Raw genomic sequence first — 17,818 nt, 5'->3', positions numbered from 1 at the left:
CCAAGGCTGTTCCCACCCTTGAACGGGTGGTGCTCGCACCGACAGGCGACCGCCTGCGTCGTCCTCGTGCCTAGCTTCATTCGCGGCTCGGCACAACAGGGAGTTTGATCAAGCGTATGAGCATTCAGAAGAAGACCTCCCAGCGTCAGGGCTTCAAGACCGGCGAGAGCATCGTCTACCCCGCGCACGGGGTCGGGCAGATCGTCGCGATCGAGGAGCAGGAAGTCGCGGGCATGAAGCTCGAACTGTTCGTGATCGATTTCGAGAAGGACAAGATGCGGCTGAAGGTGCCGGTCGCCAAAGCCGAGAGCGTCGGCATGCGCAAGCTGTCGGAGACCGATTTCGTCGAGCGCGCGCTCAAGGTCGTGCAGGGTCGCGCCCGCGTGAAGAAGACCATGTGGAGCCGCCGCGCGCAGGAATACGACGCGAAGATCAATTCCGGCGACCTGATGCAGATCGCGGAAGTGGTCCGCGATCTCTACCGCGCCGACAGCCAGCCCGAGCAGTCCTATTCCGAGCGCCAGCTCTACGAGGCGGCTCTCGGCCGCATGGCGCGCGAGCTCGCCGCCGTTAAGGAGATGTCGGAGACCGAGGCTGTCCGCCTCATCGAGACGAACCTCAACATGGGCCCCAAGCGGGGCGCCAAGGCCGCCAACGCGGACGACGAGGATCTGGACGACGCGCCGGCCGAGCAGGCCGCCTGACCGTCGAGCCCATTGCGGATCGGGCTGACCGATCCCATTGAGACCCAAATTGGCCGGTCCCGAAAAGCTCGGGGCCGGCTTTTCATTGCGCATCGGACCTGCTAGCGTTCGGCGGTGCGGCATTCACGCGCTTCGCTTTCGCGCTTGCCAATCTCCCAAATTTTCTAATTCGGCACAAAAAGTTTCCAGTGACGGGAACGTTGTCGCTTCCGGCGTGTTCACTGCCATGAGGAGTCCTGTTCGACGCGGGGTTCCATTCGCGAATGGCACGATGATCCGGAAGGTTGAACCAGATGAAATCGCAGTCCGCACGTCGAGACATGATCCGCGCCGCCATGGCCGCGCCCTATCTCCAGCGCGAAGAGGAATACGAACTGGCGATCCGGTGGAAGGAACACCGCGACCAGGACGCTCTTCATAAGATCACCTCGGCGCATATGCGCCTCGTCATCTCGATGGCTTCCAAGTTCCGTCACTTCGGCCTCGCGATGAGCGACCTCGTCCAGGAAGGCCATGTCGGCCTCCTGGAGGTGGCCGCCCGTTTCGAGCCGGAGCGGGAAGTGCGCTTCTCCACCTATGCCACCTGGTGGATCCGCGCCTCGATCCAGGACTACATCCTGCGCAACTGGTCGATCGTGCGCGGCGGAACCTCCTCGGCGCAGAAGGCCCTGTTCTTCAATCTCCGCCGACTGCGCGCCCGCCTCAGCCAGGGCTCGGAGAGCCTGTCCGGCACGGCCATGTATCGCGAGATCGCGACCGCGCTGAAGGTCTCCGAGAGCGACGTCGCACTGATGGATTCGCGCCTCTCCGGCCCCGACTCCTCGTTGAACGCGCCTTTGATGGAGGACGAGTCCGGCTCGGCCGACCGTCAGGATTTCCTCGTCGCCGGCGATCCGCTGCCCGACGAGCTGGTCTCGACCTCGATCGACGACGCCCGGCGCGTCCACTGGCTGAACAACGCGCTCGACGTCCTGTCCGAGCGCGAGCTGAAGATCATCCGCGAGCGCCGCCTCCAGGACGACGGCGCGACGCTCGAGGCGCTGGGATCGAAGCTCGGCATCTCGAAGGAGCGTGTCCGCCAGATCGAGACGCGCGCGCTCGAGAAGCTGCGCGCCGCCCTGCTGCAGACCAACCCGGACCGCGCCGCCTACGTGGCGTAGATCCCCCCTTCGCTTCCTTGCGGTCCCAACGTTCGGATCGCGCAGAAGGCCCGGAGACCTCGGAGCGGTCTTCGGGCCTTCCTGCGTTTGGGGCATCGAACGAGGGCTCTATCGCGATCGCGGCCGAGCTTTGGCGGGCTGGCCGGCGACGTATCGGGACGCGCGGAGCGAGCGGCGTTGGGGCGCCGGTCGCGCATCTCCCCTCGGACGCTACTCGGCGATGATCTTGTAGCGCTCGCCCGGCTCGACACGGCCGCCGCCTTCCAGCCCGTTCAGCAGGCGGAAGAGATCCTGTGCGCGGTCCACGCCCTGCATGCGCGAGGCGAGCGAGGCCTGCGTGTCGCCGGCGCGGGCCGTCACGATGCGGATGCGCAGCGGGCGCAGCGCCTCGCGCTCGGCCGCCGACAGGATGCGGAAGGACGAGGTCACCTGCGAGGAGATCTGGTCCAGCGTGCCCGACGCGGAGGAGGGCAGGGCGGTCAGGAAGCGGTAGGCCCGCCCGCCGATGCGCACGACCGTCACGTTGAAGACGTAGGCTCCGCCCTGCGCGCGCGCCGTGACCGCCTCGTGGCCGTTGATCGTGGTCGGGCGGATCGAGCCGCGGTCGAGCCCGCCGATCCAGCCGCTCGCGACGTAGTCGGTCAGGCTCGTACGCTGCGCAAGCTCCACCCCGTCGAACCGGATCGCGACGTCGCCCGGTCCCTCCGCGATCACGGCGTCGGCCGTGTTGTTGATCACGAAGCCGGTCGGCACGTCGTAGGTGATGCCGAGCGAGGGATGGAAGAAGCTGCGGCCGCGGACATAGCCTTCGGTCGCCGTGTCGCCGAAGAGCATGCCGTCGAGGCCGTCGAGATAACGTCCGCGATCGGTGGTGCCGTGCCCCTCGGGGCCGAACTGCGCGGCATGGCGCACGGCGAGCTGGACGCGCTGCGGTGCCGCCGGATGCGATGCCAGGAAGTCGAGCTCGGGGTTCGACGCCTGGAAGGCGTTGCGGAACCGCTGGAAGGATTCCATCGCCTCCAGAAAGCGGGCGGCGGCGTAGGGGTCGTAGCCGGCGCGGCCGATCTGCTGGATGCCCAGCGCGTCCGCCTCCAGCTCCTGATTGCGGGAGAAGCTGGCGAGATTCAGCCGGTTGCGGGCGAGCGCGGCCTGTCCGGCGCGGTCCCCGGCGAGAACCTCGGTCACGACGCGCCCGGCGATCTCCGCCGCCTCCTCGCGCTGCTGACGCTGGATGCCGTGATTGGCTGAGACGTGCGCCATCTCGTGCGCGATGACGGCCGCGACCTCGGCCGAGTCGTTGGCGAGCGCCAGGAGGCCGCGCGTCACATAGAGATAGCCGCCCGGCAGCGCGAAGGCGTTGACGTTGGGCGAGTTCAGGACGGTGATGCGGTAGGCGCGGCCCGGATCGTCCGAGACCGCGGCCAGACGGCCGACGATGCCGGCGAGCATGCGCTCCAGCCGTTCGTCGGAATAGGCCCCGCCATACATGGCCAGAATGCGCGGATGCTGGGAGCGCCCGATGGAGGATTGCGGGTCGTTCTGCTGGATGCCTTCGAAGGAGATCGGCTGACGCGTCTGCGTCGGCATGAAGCCCGAGCGCACGTCCGGAGAAGCGGCGACCTCCTCAAAACCCTGGCCGATCGTATTGCAGGCCGCGAGCGACAGCGCACCGCCGAGCGCTGCGACGACGCGCAGGCTGGCAGCCAATCTGTTCCCTTCGCGCGCGCGCGGCGCCACGGCCCGATGCCTCATCGAAATACGGTTCCTCGTCCCCGCATGCGTCCTCGGCTCTAGGTATCGCATCGCCGCGTCCGTCGCACGGCCGCAGGCGCAACAGCCGGACAAAAAGGAAGGGCGGATGACGATCCCCTTGCGGGTCAGTCTATCCACGCGGAATCGGACCGAAATGCGGTATGCCGGTTGCGGTTCGACGCCCTCTACAGCATCGGCCCAAAATCGGTTTCGATTCTCGGAAAGCCCAATGCGTAGATTCATAGAGTTAGAGCGACCTTTGTGCGTCCGATCAAACGCACGGCGCTCCAGCGAGTGATGCAGTCGTGCGACAGGGCCGGTCACGGTTCGGAATGAAGACGAGGACTGCCGCATGGAACGCTTCGCCATCCTGCTCGCCGGCCGCATCGCGGCGACGCCGCAATTGCGCGCCGCGATCGCCGGACGCCGCGTGATCGCGGCCGATGGCGGCATGGCGCACGCCGCGACCCTCGGCCTCGTCCCGGAGCTCTGGGTCGGCGATTTCGATTCGGCCCCGGACGATCTGCCCGCGCCTCTGGCGGCGGTCGAGCGCCATGCGGTTCCGCGCGACAAGGACGAGACGGACGGCGAGCTCGCCATCGGTGCGGCGCTGGCGCTCGGCGCGCGCGACATCCTCCTCGTCGGCGCGCTCGGCGGCGCGCGAAGCGACCACGCCTTCTCCAATCTCGCGCTCGTGATGCGCCACGCCGAGCGGGGTGTTCGCATCGGCCTCTTCGACGGGATCGAACGCGGCGTTCCGCTGGGACACGCTCCCGTTCGCGTGGATGCACGGCCGGGCCAGATCTTCTCCGTTCTCCTCTTCGGTGACGTGAACGGACTGACGCTGCGAGGCGCGCGCTGGCCGCTGACGGATGCGAGCCTTCCCTTCGGCTCGATCCTGACGCAGTCGAACGAGGCGACGGGGCCGGTCGAGGCCGTTCTCCGTCAGGGCCGCGCGCTGCTCCTGATGCAGGCCTGACGCGCCGCGCGCCCCATCTTGCAAATGAAGCCCCAGCCCTTATCCTTGGCGCCAAGGGTCCCATAGCTCAGCAGGATAGAGCACCAGATTCCTAATCTGGGGGTCGTTGGTTCGAATCCAACTGGGATCACCAGCCCGGATCGCAACCGTCTCCGGCGCTTCGGCTCAGAACCGGTTGGTCTTGGCGTGCCACCGCCACGCCGTATCGACGATCTCCGACAGCGTCCGCGTCGCCTGCCAGCCGAGCACGCGCCGGGCGGCCGAGCTGTCCGCGACGAGGATCGGCGCGTCGCCGGGGCGCCGATCCGTCTCCTCCACCGCGATCTTGCGTCCGGCGCGATCCCCGATGGCGGTCAGAAGTTCGCGCACGCTCGTGCCCGTCCCGGTGCCGAGATTGAGCGCGGTGCTGTCTCCTCCGCCGAGCAGATATCCGATCGCGCGCGAATGCGCGTCGGCGAGGTCCGAGACATGGACGAAGTCGCGGATGCAGGTTCCGTCTCGCGTGTCGTAGTCGGTACCGAACACCTTGAAGCCCGGCCGCCGGCCGAGCGCGGCTTCGATCGCGAGCGGCACCGCATGGGTTTCGGGATCGTGGCGCTCCCCGATCCGCCCCTCGGCGTCGGCGCCGGCCGCGTTGAAGTACCGCAAGGCGACGTGCCGCAGTGTCGATCGCCCGGAAAGATCCTTCAGAATCCGCTCGACCATCAGCTTGGAGCGGCCATAGGGGTTGAGCGGGTCCTGCGGATGGGCCTCGTCCATGGGAAGGGCCACGGGGTCGCCATAGGTCGCGCAGGTGGACGAGAAGACGATGCGGTCGCATCCGGCCCGGCGCATCGCGTTCAGGAGCGAGATCGTCCCCGCGACGTTGTTGTCGTAGAAGGACAAGGGGTCCTCGATCGACTGGCCGACTTCGATCAGCGCGGCAAAATGCACGACGGCGACGGGGCGATAGACTTCGAAGACCTCGTCGAGCCGTGCCGCATCTCGGATATCGCCCGTTTCGGCCGGTCCCCATCGGATGAATTCGGGATGCCCGCCCGAGAAATTGTCGAAGACGACGGGTTTGAAGCCCTTGGCCGCCAGATCGAGGCAGGTGTGCGAGCCGATGTAGCCGGCGCCTCCCGTGACGAGCACGTTGTCCATCGAGGCGGCATCCTTCGAATTGGCGGGGCGCTTGGTTGCAGGACGCAAGGATGCGGACCTTCCGGCTCGCGGCAAGAGCCGGTGTCCGCCCGGTGGACGGCAGACGCCTCTACTTCGTCCGGCCGGTGGAATTCAAGTCGATGATGTCGGGCATGCGTTTCCGTTCGCCCGAACGGGGACGGCGCATCGTCTTTCCGTCGCTGACGGCCGAATGTGATCGCCGGGGGCGAACAACCCTGGCCTGTGTCGGCCCGGCAAGGAAGCCGCACCATTGCGGCGAAGAGGTCGCGCTGTAGAGCCGCGTCCGTTTCGAGAAAAGGTGGCCGGTTCGGCTGATCGAAGTTCTCTCTATCGTCGGAAAGAGGGTGTTGGAGTGTGATCCTGCGCGATATCGCAAGTCTTGCCGCGATTTCATCGAAACAGTCTTTGACAATGCGATAATGCTCATATCAGCGTTCGACGAGCCTTTCCGAAACGAATCAGGGACCTCCTCATGTCCGACGTCGCCAAGCCCGACCTTACAACTCTAACGGTTCAGCTTCTGAGCGCCTATGTGGCGAACAACGCCGTTCCGAACGCCGATCTGGCGGAACTGATCCGCAAGACCCGCGCGGCTCTGTCGGACGAAGGTGCGGCGCCGGTCGAAGCCGAGGCGCCCGCCGAGCAGGAATACACCCGCGCCGTTTCGGTGAAGGCGAGCCTCGCGTCGCCGGACCACATCATCAGCATGATCGACGGCAAGCCCTACAAGACGCTGAAGCGGCACCTGTCGACGCGCGGCATGACCCCGGCCGAGTATCGCGAGCGTTACCGCCTGCCGGTCGATTACCCGATGGTGGCCCCGAACTACTCGGAGCGTCGCCGCGCGGTCGCCGTCGAGCGTGGTCTCGGCCGCAAGGCCGGCGGCGCGGATACGGCGACGGCCGAGCCGAAGCGCCGCGGCAAGCGCGCCGAGAAGGCCGGCAGCGCCGAGTAACGCGGGTCCCGTCCGGATGGGCGGCCGAACGTGACTGAAAAGGGCGGAGCGCCTCGCTCCGCCCTTTTCATATCCTACTTCAGGAACGGATTGCTGCGGCGCTCGTCGCCGAGGCGGCTGCCCGGCCCGTGGCCGCAGATGAAGCCGACTTCGTCGCCGAGTGGCAGGATCTTCTCTCGGATGGTGGCAAGCAGCGTCGCGTGATCCCCGCCGGGCAGGTCGGTGCGCCCGATCGAGCCGGCGAAGAGAACGTCCCCCGCATGCAGGAAGCGCGCGGCGCGATTGAAGAACACAACATGGCCCGGCGCGTGGCCGGGCGCGTGGATCACCTCGAAGCTCTGGTCGCCGAGCGTGAGCACGTCGCCGTCCTCGAGCCAGCGGTCCGGCGTGCAGTTGCGCACCCGGCCCGGCAGACCGAACATGCGGGCCTGATCCTCGAGCCGCTCCAGAAGCATCGCGTCCGCGACATGCGGGCCGAGGATGTCGACGCCGAGCGCGTCCTTCAGATCCATCGCGCCGCCGGCATGGTCGATATGGCCGTGCGTGAGCCAGATCGCCTCCACCGTCAGGTCCCGGGCCTTCAGCGCGGCGAGGATGCGGTCGACGTCCCCGCCCGGATCGACGACGACCGCCTTGCGCGTCTCGTCGTCGAAGAAGATGCAGCAGTTCTGCTGGAAGGGCGTGACGGGCACGATCTCGGCGGACAGGGCCATCTTGCGTCTCCTGCGTTCGGGTTCGGTTCGGCGGTACGCGCACGAAGGACGATCCGCAAGGCGGGATGTGGCGTCTCGCGGCTTCGGGCGGATGCGGCGGCGTCTCAGAAGAACAGGAAGGCCGCGCCCATGACGAGGCCGGACGAGAGAAGGACGAGGACGCAGAAGCCCATGACGTCGGCCGCCCGCAGTCCGGCGATCGCGAGGGCGGGAAGGGCCCAGAAGGGCTGGATCATGTTGGTCCACGCCTCGCCCCAGGCGCTGGCGAGGGCGACCCGCGCGGTGTCGGCGCCGAGCGCGTTGGCCGCTTCGATCATCACCGGTCCCTGCACCGCCCATTGCCCGCCGCCGGACGGCACGAGGATGTTGACGAAGCCCGCGGCGAGAAAGGTGAGGAAGGGCAGGGTCTGCGCGCTGGCCACCTGCGTGAAGAAGGAGGAGATGCTGTCGGTCAGGCCCGAGGCGCCCATCATGCCCATGATGCCGGCATAGAAGGGGAACTGGACGAGAATGCCGGCCGCGTTCGTCACCCCCTCGGTGAAGACGGCCAGGAAGCGCTGCACCGAGCCGTGCAGAACGAGGGCCGCGAAGAACAGCGCGAAGTTCACCGTGTTGAGGTCGAGGGCGAAGGAGCCGCGCCAGATCAGGACGGCGAGCGCGGCGACGGCCGCGATGGCCGCCAGGATCGGCAGGAGCGGCGTGCGCTCCAGGCGCTCGGCCGGGCGGAGCGCCCCGTCCTTCGCCGGCTCGGGCGTTCGGACTTCGTCGCCGGCCAGGAGCTCGGGCGAGATCGTCACCGGCTTGTCGATCGTCGACAGGAGGAGGCGGTTCGTCAGCGGTATGACGACGACCAGCGCGGCGGTCAGCGCGAGGTTGAAGGTCGAGAAGATGGTGCGGTCGGTGGAGACGACGCCCATGGCGCCTTCGAGGAAGTGGCCCGGGCTCGCGATGATCAGCGGGATTGAGGCCGAAAGCCCGCCATGCCAGATGAGGAAGCCCGAATAGGCGCTGGCGATGAGCAGGCGGTAGTCGAGGCCGGGCACGCGCTTGGCCATCTCGCGCCCGAGAATGGCGCCGACGACGAGCCCGAAGCCCCAATTGATCCAGCTGGCGAAGAGGGAGACCAGCGTGACGATGACGATGGCCGCGCCGGGAGACCGGGCCAGACGGGTGGCGGCGACGATGGCGCGCGCCACGAGCGGCGTTCGCGCGAGCGTGTAGCCGAGCAGCAGGATGAGCGCCATCTGCATGGTGAAGGACAGTAGTTCCCAGAACCCCTGGCGCCACCAGACGAGCATGTCGGCGGCCGATTGTCCCTCGCCGAAAATGCCGGCCAGGAACACGATCCCGGTCATCAGAAGGACGATCACGAAGGGGTCCGGCAGATAGCGCTCGAAGCCCCGAACGCACAGTCCCGTCACCACCTTCAGCATTCGTCCGGCCTCCCGCGCTCCGCCCCTTTTTTGGAGAAAGCGCGAAGGCGCCAGAGATCAAGTGCCGTCTATCGGATGGCGACGACGCCTGGGGCGGGCGCCGCCGGCCCGGACGATTACTCGGCCGCCATGCGCTTCGGCTGGACCTCGTTCATGTAGTCTTCCACGAGCCGGCGCGTGATCTCGCCCGGCGCGAAGCGGTAGGGGCCGATCTCGGAGACCGGCGTCACCTCGGCGGCCGTGCCGCAGAGGAAGCACTCCTGAAAGCCCTCCATCTCCTCGGGCATGATGGCGCGCACGACCACCTCGTAGCCGCGCCGCTTGGCGAGATCGATGACGGTGCGACGCGTGATGCCGTCGAGGAAGCAGTCGGGCGTCGGCGTGTGGATGACGCCGTCCTTGACGAAGAAGACGTTCGCGCCGGTGGCTTCGGCGACCTGGCCGCGCCAGTCGAGCATCAGCGCGTCGGCGTAGCCCTTGGCTTCGGCGGCGTGCTTGGAGATCGTGCAGATCATGTAGAGGCCGGCGGCCTTGGAGCGCGAGGGCGCCGTGCGCGGGTCCGGCCGGCGATACTCGGCCATGTCGAGCCGGATGCCCTTCATGCGCTGCTCGGGGTCGAAGTAGCTCGGCCACTGCCAGATCGCGATGGCGACGTTGATGCGGTTCTTCTGCGCCGAGACGCCCATCATCTCCGAGCCGCGCCAGGCGATCGGGCGGACATAGGCGTCGGTGAAGCCCTGCCGGCGAAGCAGCTCGTTGCAGGCGTCGTCGATCTCGTCGGCCGAATAGGGCACGGTGAAGCCGAGGATGCGGCCGGATTCGATCAGGCGCTCGGTGTGCTCGCGCAGCTTGAAGATCTCGCCGCCATAGGCGCGCTCGCCCTCGAACACCGAGCTCGCATAATGTAGGCCGTGCGTAAGGACGTGGATCTTGGCGTCCTTCCACGGCAGGAATTCGCCGTTGAACCAGATCTCGCCGTCGAGTTGATCGAACGGAACGCTCATGCTCTCTCTCCCGATCTGAAGGAGCGCCATGCGTCCGTCCGGGCGCTGGAAAGGTCGCTCCACCGAATGTGATGGCGGCCATCAGGCTTTTCGAAGACCGAACTCGGGCCTCGGGCCGATGCCCTGTTGGGTCTGTCGCCGGTCGTGCCCGCAGGCGGCCCGGACACGACGAAACCCGTCTCCCGACGCCACCTTAGCCGCGTTCGAACCCCTTGGCGACTGTTCGTCCGCGTGGTGAGGGTGTAACAATGGACGGCGAATACGTCAACAATGCTGACCTATTTTCATGGACATGCGCGTGGAAGACAGCCGAGCGGAAAACGAGGGCGGGGGGATCGCCGTCGACGCGCTGCCGACGACCGGCGAGGTGGACTTCCGCCTCATTGAACTCTTCTTCTTCGCCTATCGCGAGTTCACCGGCGACGCCGACGAGATCCTCGAGCGCTATGGTTTCGGACGCGCCCATCACCGCATCCTCCACTTCGTCAATCGGGACCCCGGCATGACGATCGCCGCCATCCTCGATCTTCTCCAGATCACGAAGCAGTCGCTGTCGCGCGTCCTGCGGCAGCTGGTGGACGAGAATTTCGTGGTGCTTCAGCCGGGCGACGAGGACCGGCGCCAGCGCCGGCTCTACCCGACGACGAAGGGCCGGGAGCTGACCCTGGAGCTGTCGCGCGCGCAGGCCCGCCGGATCGATGCGGCGCTGGCCGCGTCCCGCATGGAGGAAGTGCCCTGGGTCGGCGACTTCCTCTTCGAGATGGGCGGCGACCGCGCGGCGACCCGAGACTGGTTCGCCCGCAAGGGCATCGTGAAGACGGAGCGCAGATGAGCCTGGAGGAGGCGCAAGCCGAAGCCGCCCCCGCGCGGCCTGGACCCGACGACGACGCGGCGCATGTGCTGATCGTCGACGACGATCGCCGCATCCGCTCGCTTCTGTCCCGCTTCCTCAGCGAGCGCGCCTTCCGCGTCTCCACCGCCGCGGACGCCGCCTCGGCGCGGCGCCTTCTCCAGGGGCTCGATTTCGACCTTCTCGTCGTCGACGTGATGATGCCCGGCGAAAGCGGCCTCGATCTCGTGCGCAGCCTTTCGGCCGTGCGTCCGACGCCGATCCTGATGCTGACGGCGCGCTCGGAGATCGGGGACAGGATCGACGGGCTCGAGGCGGGCGCGGACGACTACCTGACCAAGCCCTTCGATCCGCGCGAATTGCTGCTTCGCATCAACAACATCCTGAAGCGCGGCGGTCCGGCCCCCATCCAGAAGGTCGAGAACGTCCGCTTCGGGCCCTTCCACTTCTCCCTGTCGCGCCGCGAGCTGAAGCGGGGCGGCGATGTCGTGCGCCTGACCGACCGCGAGCAGGAGATCATGGCCCAGTTCGCCATGAAGGCCGGCGACACGATCGCCCGCCAGGACCTCATCGGATCGGAGACCGACGTCGGCGAGCGGGCGGTGGACGTGCAGATCAACCGGCTGCGCCGCAAGATCGAGAGCGACCCGGCCAATCCGCTCTGGCTGCAGACGGTGCGCGGGATCGGCTACCGGCTGAACGTCGACTGATGGCCTTTCTGGAGCGCTTCGGACTGGCGCCGGGACGCCGCTGGCCCCGCCTGCCGCGCTCGGTTCGCCTGCGCGGTTTGCGCTTCCCCGGATGGCTGGGCAAGTTCGCGCCCTCGGGCCTCTATGCGCGCTCGCTCATCATCATCATCGCGCCGATGATCCTGCTGCAGGCGATCGTCTCGATCGTCTTCATGGAGCGGCACTGGGCGACGGTGACCGAGCGCCTGTCCACGGCCGTGGTGCGCGACATCTCCGCGATCATCGACATGATCGAGAGCTATCCCGACACCGACAACCACGCCACGATCGAGCGGATCGCGCGCGAGCGTCTTGACCTCAACGTCTCGATCCTGCCGCCCGAACCCCTGCCGGAGGCCGCGCCGCGCCCCTTCTTCAACATCCTCGACGGCATTCTGTCGGAAGAGATCGAGAACCAAATCGCGCGCCCCTTCTGGATCGACACGGTCGGCGATTCCCGTCTTCTCGAGATCCGGATCGCGCTCGACGATTCCGTCCTTCGCATCTTCGCGCGCCGCAACTCTGCCTACGCCTCGAACACCCACATCTTCATCGTGTGGATGGTGTCCTCCTCGCTGGTCCTGATCCTCATCTCGGTTCTGTTCCTGCGCAACCAGATCCGACCGATCCAGAAGCTGGCCGAGGCCGCGGAAAGCTTCGGGCGCGGCCAGCCCATGCCGCCCGACTTCCGGGTGCGCGGCGCGTCGGAAGTGCGCCGCGCCTCCTTCGCCTTCATCCAGATGCGCGACCGCATCGAGCGGCAGATCGAGCAGCGAACGCAGATGCTGAGCGGCGTCAGCCACGATCTGCGCACCGTGCTCACGCGCTTCCGGCTCCAGATCTCCTTCTTCGCCGACTCGGAGGACCGCCGCGAACTGGAGCACGACATCGACGAGATGAGCCGCATGCTGGAGGGCTATCTGGCCTTCGCCAAGGGCGAATCCGGGGAGGAGCCGAGCGAGGTCGATCTCCAGGCGATGCTCGCCCGGCTGGAGACGCTCCCGCGCGACGAGGGCAAGACGCTGCTGACGACCGTCGAAGGCGACGGCCGGGTGGTCGTGCGGCCGGACGGCTTCATGCGCATTCTGACGAACCTGACCGCCAATGCGCTGCGCCACGCGGACCGCGTCGAGGTGCGGGCGCGACGCGACGAGCGATGGCTGTCCGTCGTCGTGGACGACGACGGGCCGGGGATCTCCATCGAGGACCGCGAGGAGGCGTTCAAGCCCTTCGTGCGGCTGGACGCGGCGCGCAACATCGACGACGGCGGAACGGGGCTCGGCCTTGCCATCGCGCGCGACATCGCCCGCAGCCACGGCGGCGACATCCAGCTGACGCACTCGCCGCTGGGCGGGTTGCGCGCGACCGTGCGGATCCCGCTGCGTTAGAGGCCCGGGCGAGTCCGGCTCAGATCGCTTCGCCCGTGCAGAAGCGGCGGCGCCCGTCCCTTCCGAGATAGGTGCCGAGGGCGGCGTCGAAGCTCTCGTGCGCGGTCTCGCAGTGACGGCGCCAGTCGTCGGACCACGGTTCCGGGACGTTCGCTTCCGCTTCGACGGGCGTATCCGGCATCGCCTCGTCGAGCGGTTCGACCTCGTAGGGCAGGGCCGGGGCGGGGGCCGCCCGGCGAACGCCATCGGACGCGTCGCGCGGTGCCGGGAGCGCGGCCATGTCCTTTTCCGCCTGCGGGCGATCGGGCGCGAGCCGGATGATCTTCGCCGAGCCGACATGGATGACGGACCGGCCGTTCGTCCCGTGGGGAGCGCGGTCGAGACGTTCCCGCTCGACGTCGATGATGCGCGGGCCGGGCGGCGCGACGGGCGGCGCGGGCGGAAGCGCATGGACGTAGATCACGCTGCCGCCGACCGGATTGGCGTTGGCGAAGACGCCCGTGCCGCGAAAATAGGTCGAGCGCGGGCGGGCATGGGCGTAGGTGACCGAGCGCTGCGTCGAGGGGCGGCGCAGATGGGCGCGCTCCTCCACGGGGCGGGCGATCGGCCGGAGCGTCTGCGGCGGGGGCGGCCCCCAGCCGCCGCCGTCGAGGACGTCCTCGCCGGCCGGCGCGCCGAAGTCGATGCCGAACGATTGCGCGAGCGTCGGAGCGGGCGCGACGAGCGCCGCGCCGGACAGAACGAGCGCGAGGGCTCCCAGATGCAGGCGTGCCGGCAAGGGTCGCCTCCCATGCAGCGTTAACGAAGCCTTAAGGAGTAGGGGCGACCGGAGCGGTTGGGAAGGGCGGAGCGAACGCGAGGCGGCGCATTTGCGGCGCTGGCGTTAACGGCTCGAACTTGAATCGAATGCGCGGGTACGCGGCATCGAGGCGGGGCGAGACGCGGTGCGGACGGCTCGGCCTCTTCGGGAAACACACCCGCGGGATGCGCTCGCGCGGGCGGCAATGTGTGTGTCGGTCGGGCGCTCGCTGGCGCCGGCGTGACGGCCGGCCGAGCGACCTGGCCTCGAAAGGCTTACTCGGCCTGGAGGTTGACGGCCTTCGGGCCCTTGCCGCGCTTGTCCGGCTCGGTGTCGTAGGAGACCTTCTGGTTCTCGACGAGGCCAGTGAGGCCCGAGGCCTGCACGGCGGAGATGTGGACGAAGATGTCCGCGCCGCCATTGTCCGGCTTGATGAAACCGAAGCCCTTCTCGGTGTTGAAGAATTTGACCGTGCCGGTCTGAGACATGATGGAACCCTTTTCCATTTCGATGTGGCTCGAAGAGAGCCGTGGCAGGCAAGTCTTGATGCGAGGAAAAGGAACCGACACACATCGCGGCGAGTGCCGCTCGGGAGATGCGCTCCCGATACGCAATTCGTCCATTACCCGTGTTCGCGAATTTGCCCGAACGCTGGAAGATTGCAGGCGGTCGTTGGACTTGGCAAGCAAAAGTTTTTCGCCGTCACTTCACGTTTGGTTGGGCTGCAGACTTGCGAGCGGCGGGTAATCCTCGGTTCACCCCCTTTCCGCCTCGAAGAGGCCATTCTTCCCTTGCGTCGGCGGCGAGCCCCATGCGGGAACGCGAGTGCCGTCCCGCCGTTCGCCTTTCCACGAGGGCGACAGGCTCGCCCGCCGAGACGAAAGGATGACTGAACGATGAGGACGACGATCTTCGCCGCCGCCGGCTTCGCTCTTGCCGCCGCCACGCCCGCCTTCGCGCAGGCGGTCAGCGCCGAGGCCGAGGCGCGCCTCGCCCCGCCGCCGCCCGTGAGCGTCGAGGCCGACACCGGCATCGACGCGGTGCTGGGCACCGGCGCGCTTCCGGGCGTCGGCATGTCGACGACCACCACGACCGAGCGCGGCGGCCCGAGCGGGGCCGGCGGCCTTTCCGGCGGCGTCGGCGCGGCCGGCGTGCCGGCGCCCGGACTGATGAGCGGGGCGCCCGGCACCACCGGGCCGCTCAACGGCATCCCGCTGGACACGACGCCCGGCGTGCCGACCGCCGTCTCGCCGAACTGACGACGGGTCGAGGAAAGGGCCGCGACGCGCGTCGCGGCCCTTTCTTTTTCGCGGACCTCGTCTCCGGACGCGCTTGAGCGACCTCGCGCCGGGGCCGAGGTTTTCTCTTTCCCCTCCTTAACCTCCTTGGCTTCCGCCTCGTCGGTGAGGGGCCCCTGTGACCAACCCGAATGAACGGGCGGGTGGAGCACCGGAGGCTCGCCCTCCGATAGTGGAAATGATTGCGGCTCGCCTCCGGCGCTCCACACGGGTGCTGCGAAACGTGACGCCTGCAGTGCCACCTGCAGACTGCCGATGCCTTCGGCCGGATGGCGTGTCCGGCCTCAAGGGCGTGCCCCGGAATTCGTCAGACCCACACAGGCCATTAGAGGTTCCGCCGGGTAATTCCCGGCGCCGCCTTTTCGCTCGGCGCCGGCATCGACTGGCTCCGCCCGACCGAGCCGCCCCTCCGGAAGGGGCGAAACGACCGGACCCGCCCGCCAGCCCCGAACGATCCCGGTGATCATTCGCGCCCGTCAGGGCCGGCGGTGAGGAGAGTATGCGCGAGCATCGCGGAAGGGGGATAAGTTCGCGAGGATTGCGTCCGCTAGTCGGCCTCCTGCACGAACTCCGCCTGGATCCAGATCTCGACCTCGGTGCCGACATTGGGCGCCAGATGATCCGAGCCGAAGAGCGTGCGGTCGATCGTGGTCGTGGCGGAAAAGCCGAGCTGGGGGCGCTCCAGCACGGGGCCTTGCGCAAACGCCCCGTTGAAGGTGACGTCGAGAACGACGGGCCGCGTCGTGCCGTGGAAAGAGAGGTCGCCCGTCACGCGGCCGGTCGTCTCACCGGTGATCTCGATCTGCGTCGAGGTGAAGGCGATCTCCGGGTTTTCCCCCGCATTCAGGAAGTTCGCCTCGATCTCGGTGTCGAAATCGCTGTCGCCCTCATAGTCGGTGTCGACCGAAGCCGCGCCGATCGTGGCGGTGAGCGAGGACGCCGCCGGGTCCTCGGCGCTCCATTCCAGCGTCGCCTCAACGTCGGTCAGCCGGCCCGTGTAGTTCGACAGGCCGAAATGCATCACGCGGAAGGTCAGGCCGGTGTGGTGCTCGTCGGTGACGTAGGTGCCGGAGGACGCGAGCGTCGGATCGGGCTCCGCCACCTGGGCGAAGGCAGGCGTGGCGAGGAGGAGAAGAGCGGGGAGGGCGGTGCGCAGGATCATGGCGGGTCTCGCGTTGGGAGGACCCGGGGGGCGGGATAAGGGCGACAATTGCGAAACACAAATTTTTGCACATATAGCAAGCTGTTTAGGTTCCATTTTTTAAATTCAGTCGCTTTGCTCGGACTTGGCCGACTTGGAGATGACAATAGAGGTAGGTTTTTGTTCACTCTTACCGTTATCTCCAACCTGATTAACAGCGGATCGGCTCATAACGCGGGCTAAGCAGAGAACTTGTGTCCACTGGATTTCCTTCAAAAATAGTGAAAAATCAGCGGATTGACATAAGCTCTGGATAAATGAATCTACCCAAAGATAGTGATGCTTTTGGTTTTGGACGAATAGTTTGTGTACGGGTACGTAAAAGTCAATTTCAATTTTACACTGCCGGACATCGACTTCTCTAAATCGACGCATCAGGTAAAGCTCCTCAAAGCGTGGAGCCGTAATCGTGTTAAATTCAGTAAGTTTGCACAAAATCTTCATCGAGAAGTATTTTGAACCTATCTTAAAGCAACCCCTAGATTCTCGTTCAAATTTAGAGCCCTTTGGCAATGTTATATCAAATGAACTATAATAGTGGCCATCTGGTCCGTATGCAGCGACAATTTTTCCGAGTGGCTTGTTTTTGTTTTCTGATTGAAACCCGTCTCGTTCATTCATGGGTCTCGAAAACAAATCAGCAAAACGGTTTTGTAGAATCACTCCGGGAAGCGCTTCTCGGTCGAACTGCTCAGTTGGAAATCCTTGAATATTTTCTCTTTTTATATAGCTCTCCAGATGACTGGATAGGAGCTTCATAACGTAGTACTCTACAGCCTCCGTAGCAAGCTTTCCCTTTTCGGTTATAACATAATTTGAGTCGTAGAAGGGGTCGTTATTCTCCCACATACGCCGTAAGCCGGAACTTTCCTTCGTGGCGGCTTGGATGTATTGCGCAGTTTTCTCAGAAAATTCATACGACTCTATTGGTATGGGAATCGAGTTATTCTCAGAAAAGACGATCAAAGGTTCTAAATATATAGAGAATCGACTTAGTGACTTAATTTTGGAGGAAAGGTAAAATATTCCTAAGGCAACTATCGTGCAACCGACTAAAAGAGGGAAATATATTATATCAGGAAAAATACTCGAAGAGATGAGTCCTGCGCCGACTGCCATTACTGCAGCTGTCACGATCGTCTCAATCACTGCCGTTCGAGCCTGATAGGCGCCGATTAGTCGAGGAGTGCCTTTTTGCATTCGATCTCTTCTTCACATCAGATAGTTGTATATAAATATATTCTTAACAATTCTTATTCATTTATTAAAAATTTGAGTTTATATGTAGTTTCATCTAATTTTAATTATTGAAAGTGATTTGGGTACACCCCGTTATAGAATAAATCTGTGATCGCTTAATTTGCGAATTAGTAGGAAAAATTGGTAAGGAGGGCCGTCGTCGGCGAAACGAAAATTTCTATCGACGTTTTAAATGTATGCGTTGATAGATAACTCAGCCCGATCGCCCCCGTTTTGCCGCTGCTATCGTCCGCGAATGCCGCTTTAGCCACCTCCGACCGACCGCTGTACCATCGGCTGCGATCCGTCGGTTGAAGGGCTGCGCCTTTGCCGTTTGAAGCATACGCGCGGACGCGCCGGTTCGCTGGCGAAAGTGTCACGATGTGGCGCTCTATCTTCCCGAGTTTCGTCATAGCATGTCTCCCGACATAAGACGGATCGATCCGTCTTG

Annotated in this window: 18 protein-coding genes and 1 tRNA gene; 10 read left to right on the top strand and 9 right to left on the bottom strand. The window is 65.5% G+C overall.

Annotated elements, in window-relative coordinates:
* Positions 1 to 116 precede the first annotated feature (116 nt).
* Positions 117 to 704, top strand: a complete 588-nt coding sequence (locus AC6R2M_RS13390) for a CarD family transcriptional regulator (protein ID WP_500482931.1) — start codon at positions 117 to 119, stop codon at positions 702 to 704.
* A 293-nt stretch (positions 705 to 997) separates the two neighbouring features.
* Positions 998 to 1,864 carry an RNA polymerase factor sigma-32 gene (locus tag AC6R2M_RS13385; protein WP_500482929.1) on the top strand — a complete coding sequence of 289 codons (867 nt, stop codon included), beginning with the start codon at positions 998 to 1,000 and terminating at the stop codon, positions 1,862 to 1,864.
* 210 nt (positions 1,865 to 2,074) lie between these two features.
* Here the strand turns inward: AC6R2M_RS13385 and AC6R2M_RS13380 are convergent, their stop codons facing one another.
* Positions 2,075 to 3,616: a M48 family metalloprotease gene (locus AC6R2M_RS13380; RefSeq protein ID WP_500482927.1), complete on the bottom strand. Its 1,542-nt coding sequence runs from the start codon at positions 3,614 to 3,616 to the stop codon at positions 2,075 to 2,077.
* Between the two features lie 352 nt (positions 3,617 to 3,968).
* On the opposite strand from AC6R2M_RS13380, the gene AC6R2M_RS13375 reads away from it, so the two are divergent.
* Complete coding sequence (locus AC6R2M_RS13375) at positions 3,969 to 4,595, top strand: thiamine diphosphokinase (protein ID WP_500482925.1); 627 nt, start codon at positions 3,969 to 3,971, stop codon at positions 4,593 to 4,595.
* A 56-nt stretch (positions 4,596 to 4,651) separates the two neighbouring features.
* Positions 4,652 to 4,728 (top strand) — tRNA-Arg (locus tag AC6R2M_RS13370).
* Positions 4,729 to 4,760: 32 nt separating this feature from the next.
* Here the strand turns inward: AC6R2M_RS13370 and galE are convergent.
* Entirely contained in the window at positions 4,761 to 5,738 is a 978-nt protein-coding gene (gene galE / locus AC6R2M_RS13365; protein ID WP_500482923.1) for a UDP-glucose 4-epimerase GalE, read from the bottom strand.
* A 50-nt stretch (positions 5,739 to 5,788) separates the two neighbouring features.
* On the opposite strand from galE, the gene AC6R2M_RS13360 reads away from it, so the two are divergent.
* Together AC6R2M_RS13360 and AC6R2M_RS13355 are read left to right on the top strand one after the other, a co-directional pair.
* Positions 5,789 to 6,034: a hypothetical protein gene (locus AC6R2M_RS13360; RefSeq protein WP_500482921.1), complete on the top strand. Its 246-nt coding sequence runs from the start codon at positions 5,789 to 5,791 to the stop codon at positions 6,032 to 6,034.
* A gap of 197 nt (positions 6,035 to 6,231) precedes the next feature.
* Positions 6,232 to 6,714 (top strand): Ros/MucR family transcriptional regulator, encoded by a 483-nt coding sequence (locus tag AC6R2M_RS13355; RefSeq protein ID WP_500482919.1) that lies wholly within the window; start codon positions 6,232 to 6,234, stop codon positions 6,712 to 6,714.
* 74 nt (positions 6,715 to 6,788) lie between these two features.
* Here AC6R2M_RS13355 and AC6R2M_RS13350 read toward each other — a convergent pair whose 3' ends face one another.
* From AC6R2M_RS13350 to AC6R2M_RS13340, 3 genes are all read right to left on the bottom strand, one after another.
* Positions 6,789 to 7,427, bottom strand: coding sequence for an MBL fold metallo-hydrolase (locus tag AC6R2M_RS13350; protein WP_500482917.1), 639 nt, complete (start codon positions 7,425 to 7,427; stop codon positions 6,789 to 6,791).
* A gap of 104 nt (positions 7,428 to 7,531) precedes the next feature.
* Positions 7,532 to 8,860 carry a short-chain fatty acid transporter gene (locus AC6R2M_RS13345; protein WP_500482915.1) on the bottom strand — a complete coding sequence of 443 codons (1,329 nt, stop codon included), beginning with the start codon at positions 8,858 to 8,860 and terminating at the stop codon, positions 7,532 to 7,534.
* Between the two features lie 116 nt (positions 8,861 to 8,976).
* Complete coding sequence (locus AC6R2M_RS13340; RefSeq protein WP_500482913.1) at positions 8,977 to 9,864, bottom strand: branched-chain amino acid aminotransferase; 888 nt, start codon at positions 9,862 to 9,864, stop codon at positions 8,977 to 8,979.
* Positions 9,865 to 10,156: 292 nt separating this feature from the next.
* Between AC6R2M_RS13340 and AC6R2M_RS13335 the strand changes: the two genes are divergently transcribed.
* From AC6R2M_RS13335 to AC6R2M_RS13325, 3 genes are read left to right on the top strand one after another with little or no spacing between them, the layout of a single operon-like run.
* Positions 10,157 to 10,696 (top strand): MarR family winged helix-turn-helix transcriptional regulator, encoded by a 540-nt coding sequence (locus tag AC6R2M_RS13335; protein ID WP_500487594.1) that lies wholly within the window; start codon positions 10,157 to 10,159, stop codon positions 10,694 to 10,696.
* Positions 10,693 to 11,424 carry a response regulator gene (locus AC6R2M_RS13330; protein ID WP_500482911.1) on the top strand — a complete coding sequence of 244 codons (732 nt, stop codon included), beginning with the start codon at positions 10,693 to 10,695 and terminating at the stop codon, positions 11,422 to 11,424. The genes AC6R2M_RS13335 and AC6R2M_RS13330 overlap by 4 nt, the downstream gene beginning before the upstream one ends.
* Complete coding sequence (locus AC6R2M_RS13325; protein ID WP_500482909.1) at positions 11,424 to 12,830, top strand: ATP-binding protein; 1,407 nt, start codon at positions 11,424 to 11,426, stop codon at positions 12,828 to 12,830. The genes AC6R2M_RS13330 and AC6R2M_RS13325 overlap by 1 nt, the downstream gene beginning before the upstream one ends.
* Positions 12,831 to 12,849: 19 nt before the next feature.
* Here AC6R2M_RS13325 and AC6R2M_RS13320 read toward each other — a convergent pair whose 3' ends face one another.
* Positions 12,850 to 13,608 carry a BA14K family protein gene (locus AC6R2M_RS13320; protein ID WP_500482907.1) on the bottom strand — a complete coding sequence of 253 codons (759 nt, stop codon included), beginning with the start codon at positions 13,606 to 13,608 and terminating at the stop codon, positions 12,850 to 12,852.
* Between the two features lie 296 nt (positions 13,609 to 13,904).
* Positions 13,905 to 14,117 (bottom strand): cold-shock protein, encoded by a 213-nt coding sequence (locus AC6R2M_RS13315; protein WP_500482905.1) that lies wholly within the window; start codon positions 14,115 to 14,117, stop codon positions 13,905 to 13,907.
* 408 nt (positions 14,118 to 14,525) lie between these two features.
* Here AC6R2M_RS13315 and AC6R2M_RS13310 point away from each other — a divergent pair, with 408 nt between their 5' ends.
* Positions 14,526 to 14,888, top strand: coding sequence for a hypothetical protein (locus AC6R2M_RS13310; RefSeq protein ID WP_500482903.1), 363 nt, complete (start codon positions 14,526 to 14,528; stop codon positions 14,886 to 14,888).
* 586 nt (positions 14,889 to 15,474) lie between these two features.
* Here the strand turns inward: AC6R2M_RS13310 and AC6R2M_RS13305 are convergent.
* The gene (locus AC6R2M_RS13305) at positions 15,475 to 16,089 is read right to left on the bottom strand and encodes a YceI family protein (protein ID WP_500482901.1); all 615 of its coding nucleotides are present in this window, start codon (positions 16,087 to 16,089) and stop codon (positions 15,475 to 15,477) included.
* Between the two features lie 105 nt (positions 16,090 to 16,194).
* Positions 16,195 to 17,328: a hypothetical protein gene (locus AC6R2M_RS13300; protein ID WP_500482899.1), complete on the bottom strand. Its 1,134-nt coding sequence runs from the start codon at positions 17,326 to 17,328 to the stop codon at positions 16,195 to 16,197.
* Positions 17,329 to 17,818 lie beyond the last annotated feature (490 nt).

The organism is Aureimonas sp. CAS (genome assembly GCF_059838215.1).
Note: the sequence above shows the minus strand (reverse complement) of the source record. Positions and strands in the feature narration are given on the sequence as shown.

What these genes read in the sequence shown, in the direction of transcription:
- AC6R2M_RS13390 (WP_500482931.1), top strand. Translation starts at nt 117, where the DNA reads ATGAGCATTCAGAAGAAGACCTCCCAGCGTCAGGGCTTCAAGACCGGC.
- AC6R2M_RS13385 (WP_500482929.1), top strand. Translation starts at nt 998, where the DNA reads ATGAAATCGCAGTCCGCACGTCGAGACATGATCCGCGCCGCCATGGCC.
- AC6R2M_RS13380 (WP_500482927.1), bottom strand. Translation starts at nt 3,616, where the DNA reads ATGAGGCATCGGGCCGTGGCGCCGCGCGCGCGCGAAGGGAACAGATTG.
- AC6R2M_RS13375 (WP_500482925.1), top strand. Translation starts at nt 3,969, where the DNA reads ATGGAACGCTTCGCCATCCTGCTCGCCGGCCGCATCGCGGCGACGCCG.
- galE (WP_500482923.1), bottom strand. Translation starts at nt 5,738, where the DNA reads ATGGACAACGTGCTCGTCACGGGAGGCGCCGGCTACATCGGCTCGCAC.
- AC6R2M_RS13360 (WP_500482921.1), top strand. Translation starts at nt 5,789, where the DNA reads ATGCGGACCTTCCGGCTCGCGGCAAGAGCCGGTGTCCGCCCGGTGGAC.
- AC6R2M_RS13355 (WP_500482919.1), top strand. Translation starts at nt 6,232, where the DNA reads ATGTCCGACGTCGCCAAGCCCGACCTTACAACTCTAACGGTTCAGCTT.
- AC6R2M_RS13350 (WP_500482917.1), bottom strand. Translation starts at nt 7,427, where the DNA reads ATGGCCCTGTCCGCCGAGATCGTGCCCGTCACGCCCTTCCAGCAGAAC.
- AC6R2M_RS13345 (WP_500482915.1), bottom strand. Translation starts at nt 8,860, where the DNA reads ATGCTGAAGGTGGTGACGGGACTGTGCGTTCGGGGCTTCGAGCGCTAT.
- AC6R2M_RS13340 (WP_500482913.1), bottom strand. Translation starts at nt 9,864, where the DNA reads ATGAGCGTTCCGTTCGATCAACTCGACGGCGAGATCTGGTTCAACGGC.
- AC6R2M_RS13335 (WP_500487594.1), top strand. Translation starts at nt 10,157, where the DNA reads ATGCGCGTGGAAGACAGCCGAGCGGAAAACGAGGGCGGGGGGATCGCC.
- AC6R2M_RS13330 (WP_500482911.1), top strand. Translation starts at nt 10,693, where the DNA reads ATGAGCCTGGAGGAGGCGCAAGCCGAAGCCGCCCCCGCGCGGCCTGGA.
- AC6R2M_RS13325 (WP_500482909.1), top strand. Translation starts at nt 11,424, where the DNA reads ATGGCCTTTCTGGAGCGCTTCGGACTGGCGCCGGGACGCCGCTGGCCC.
- AC6R2M_RS13315 (WP_500482905.1), bottom strand. Translation starts at nt 14,117, where the DNA reads ATGTCTCAGACCGGCACGGTCAAATTCTTCAACACCGAGAAGGGCTTC.
- AC6R2M_RS13310 (WP_500482903.1), top strand. Translation starts at nt 14,526, where the DNA reads ATGAGGACGACGATCTTCGCCGCCGCCGGCTTCGCTCTTGCCGCCGCC.
- AC6R2M_RS13305 (WP_500482901.1), bottom strand. Translation starts at nt 16,089, where the DNA reads ATGATCCTGCGCACCGCCCTCCCCGCTCTTCTCCTCCTCGCCACGCCT.
- AC6R2M_RS13300 (WP_500482899.1), bottom strand. Translation starts at nt 17,328, where the DNA reads ATGCAAAAAGGCACTCCTCGACTAATCGGCGCCTATCAGGCTCGAACG.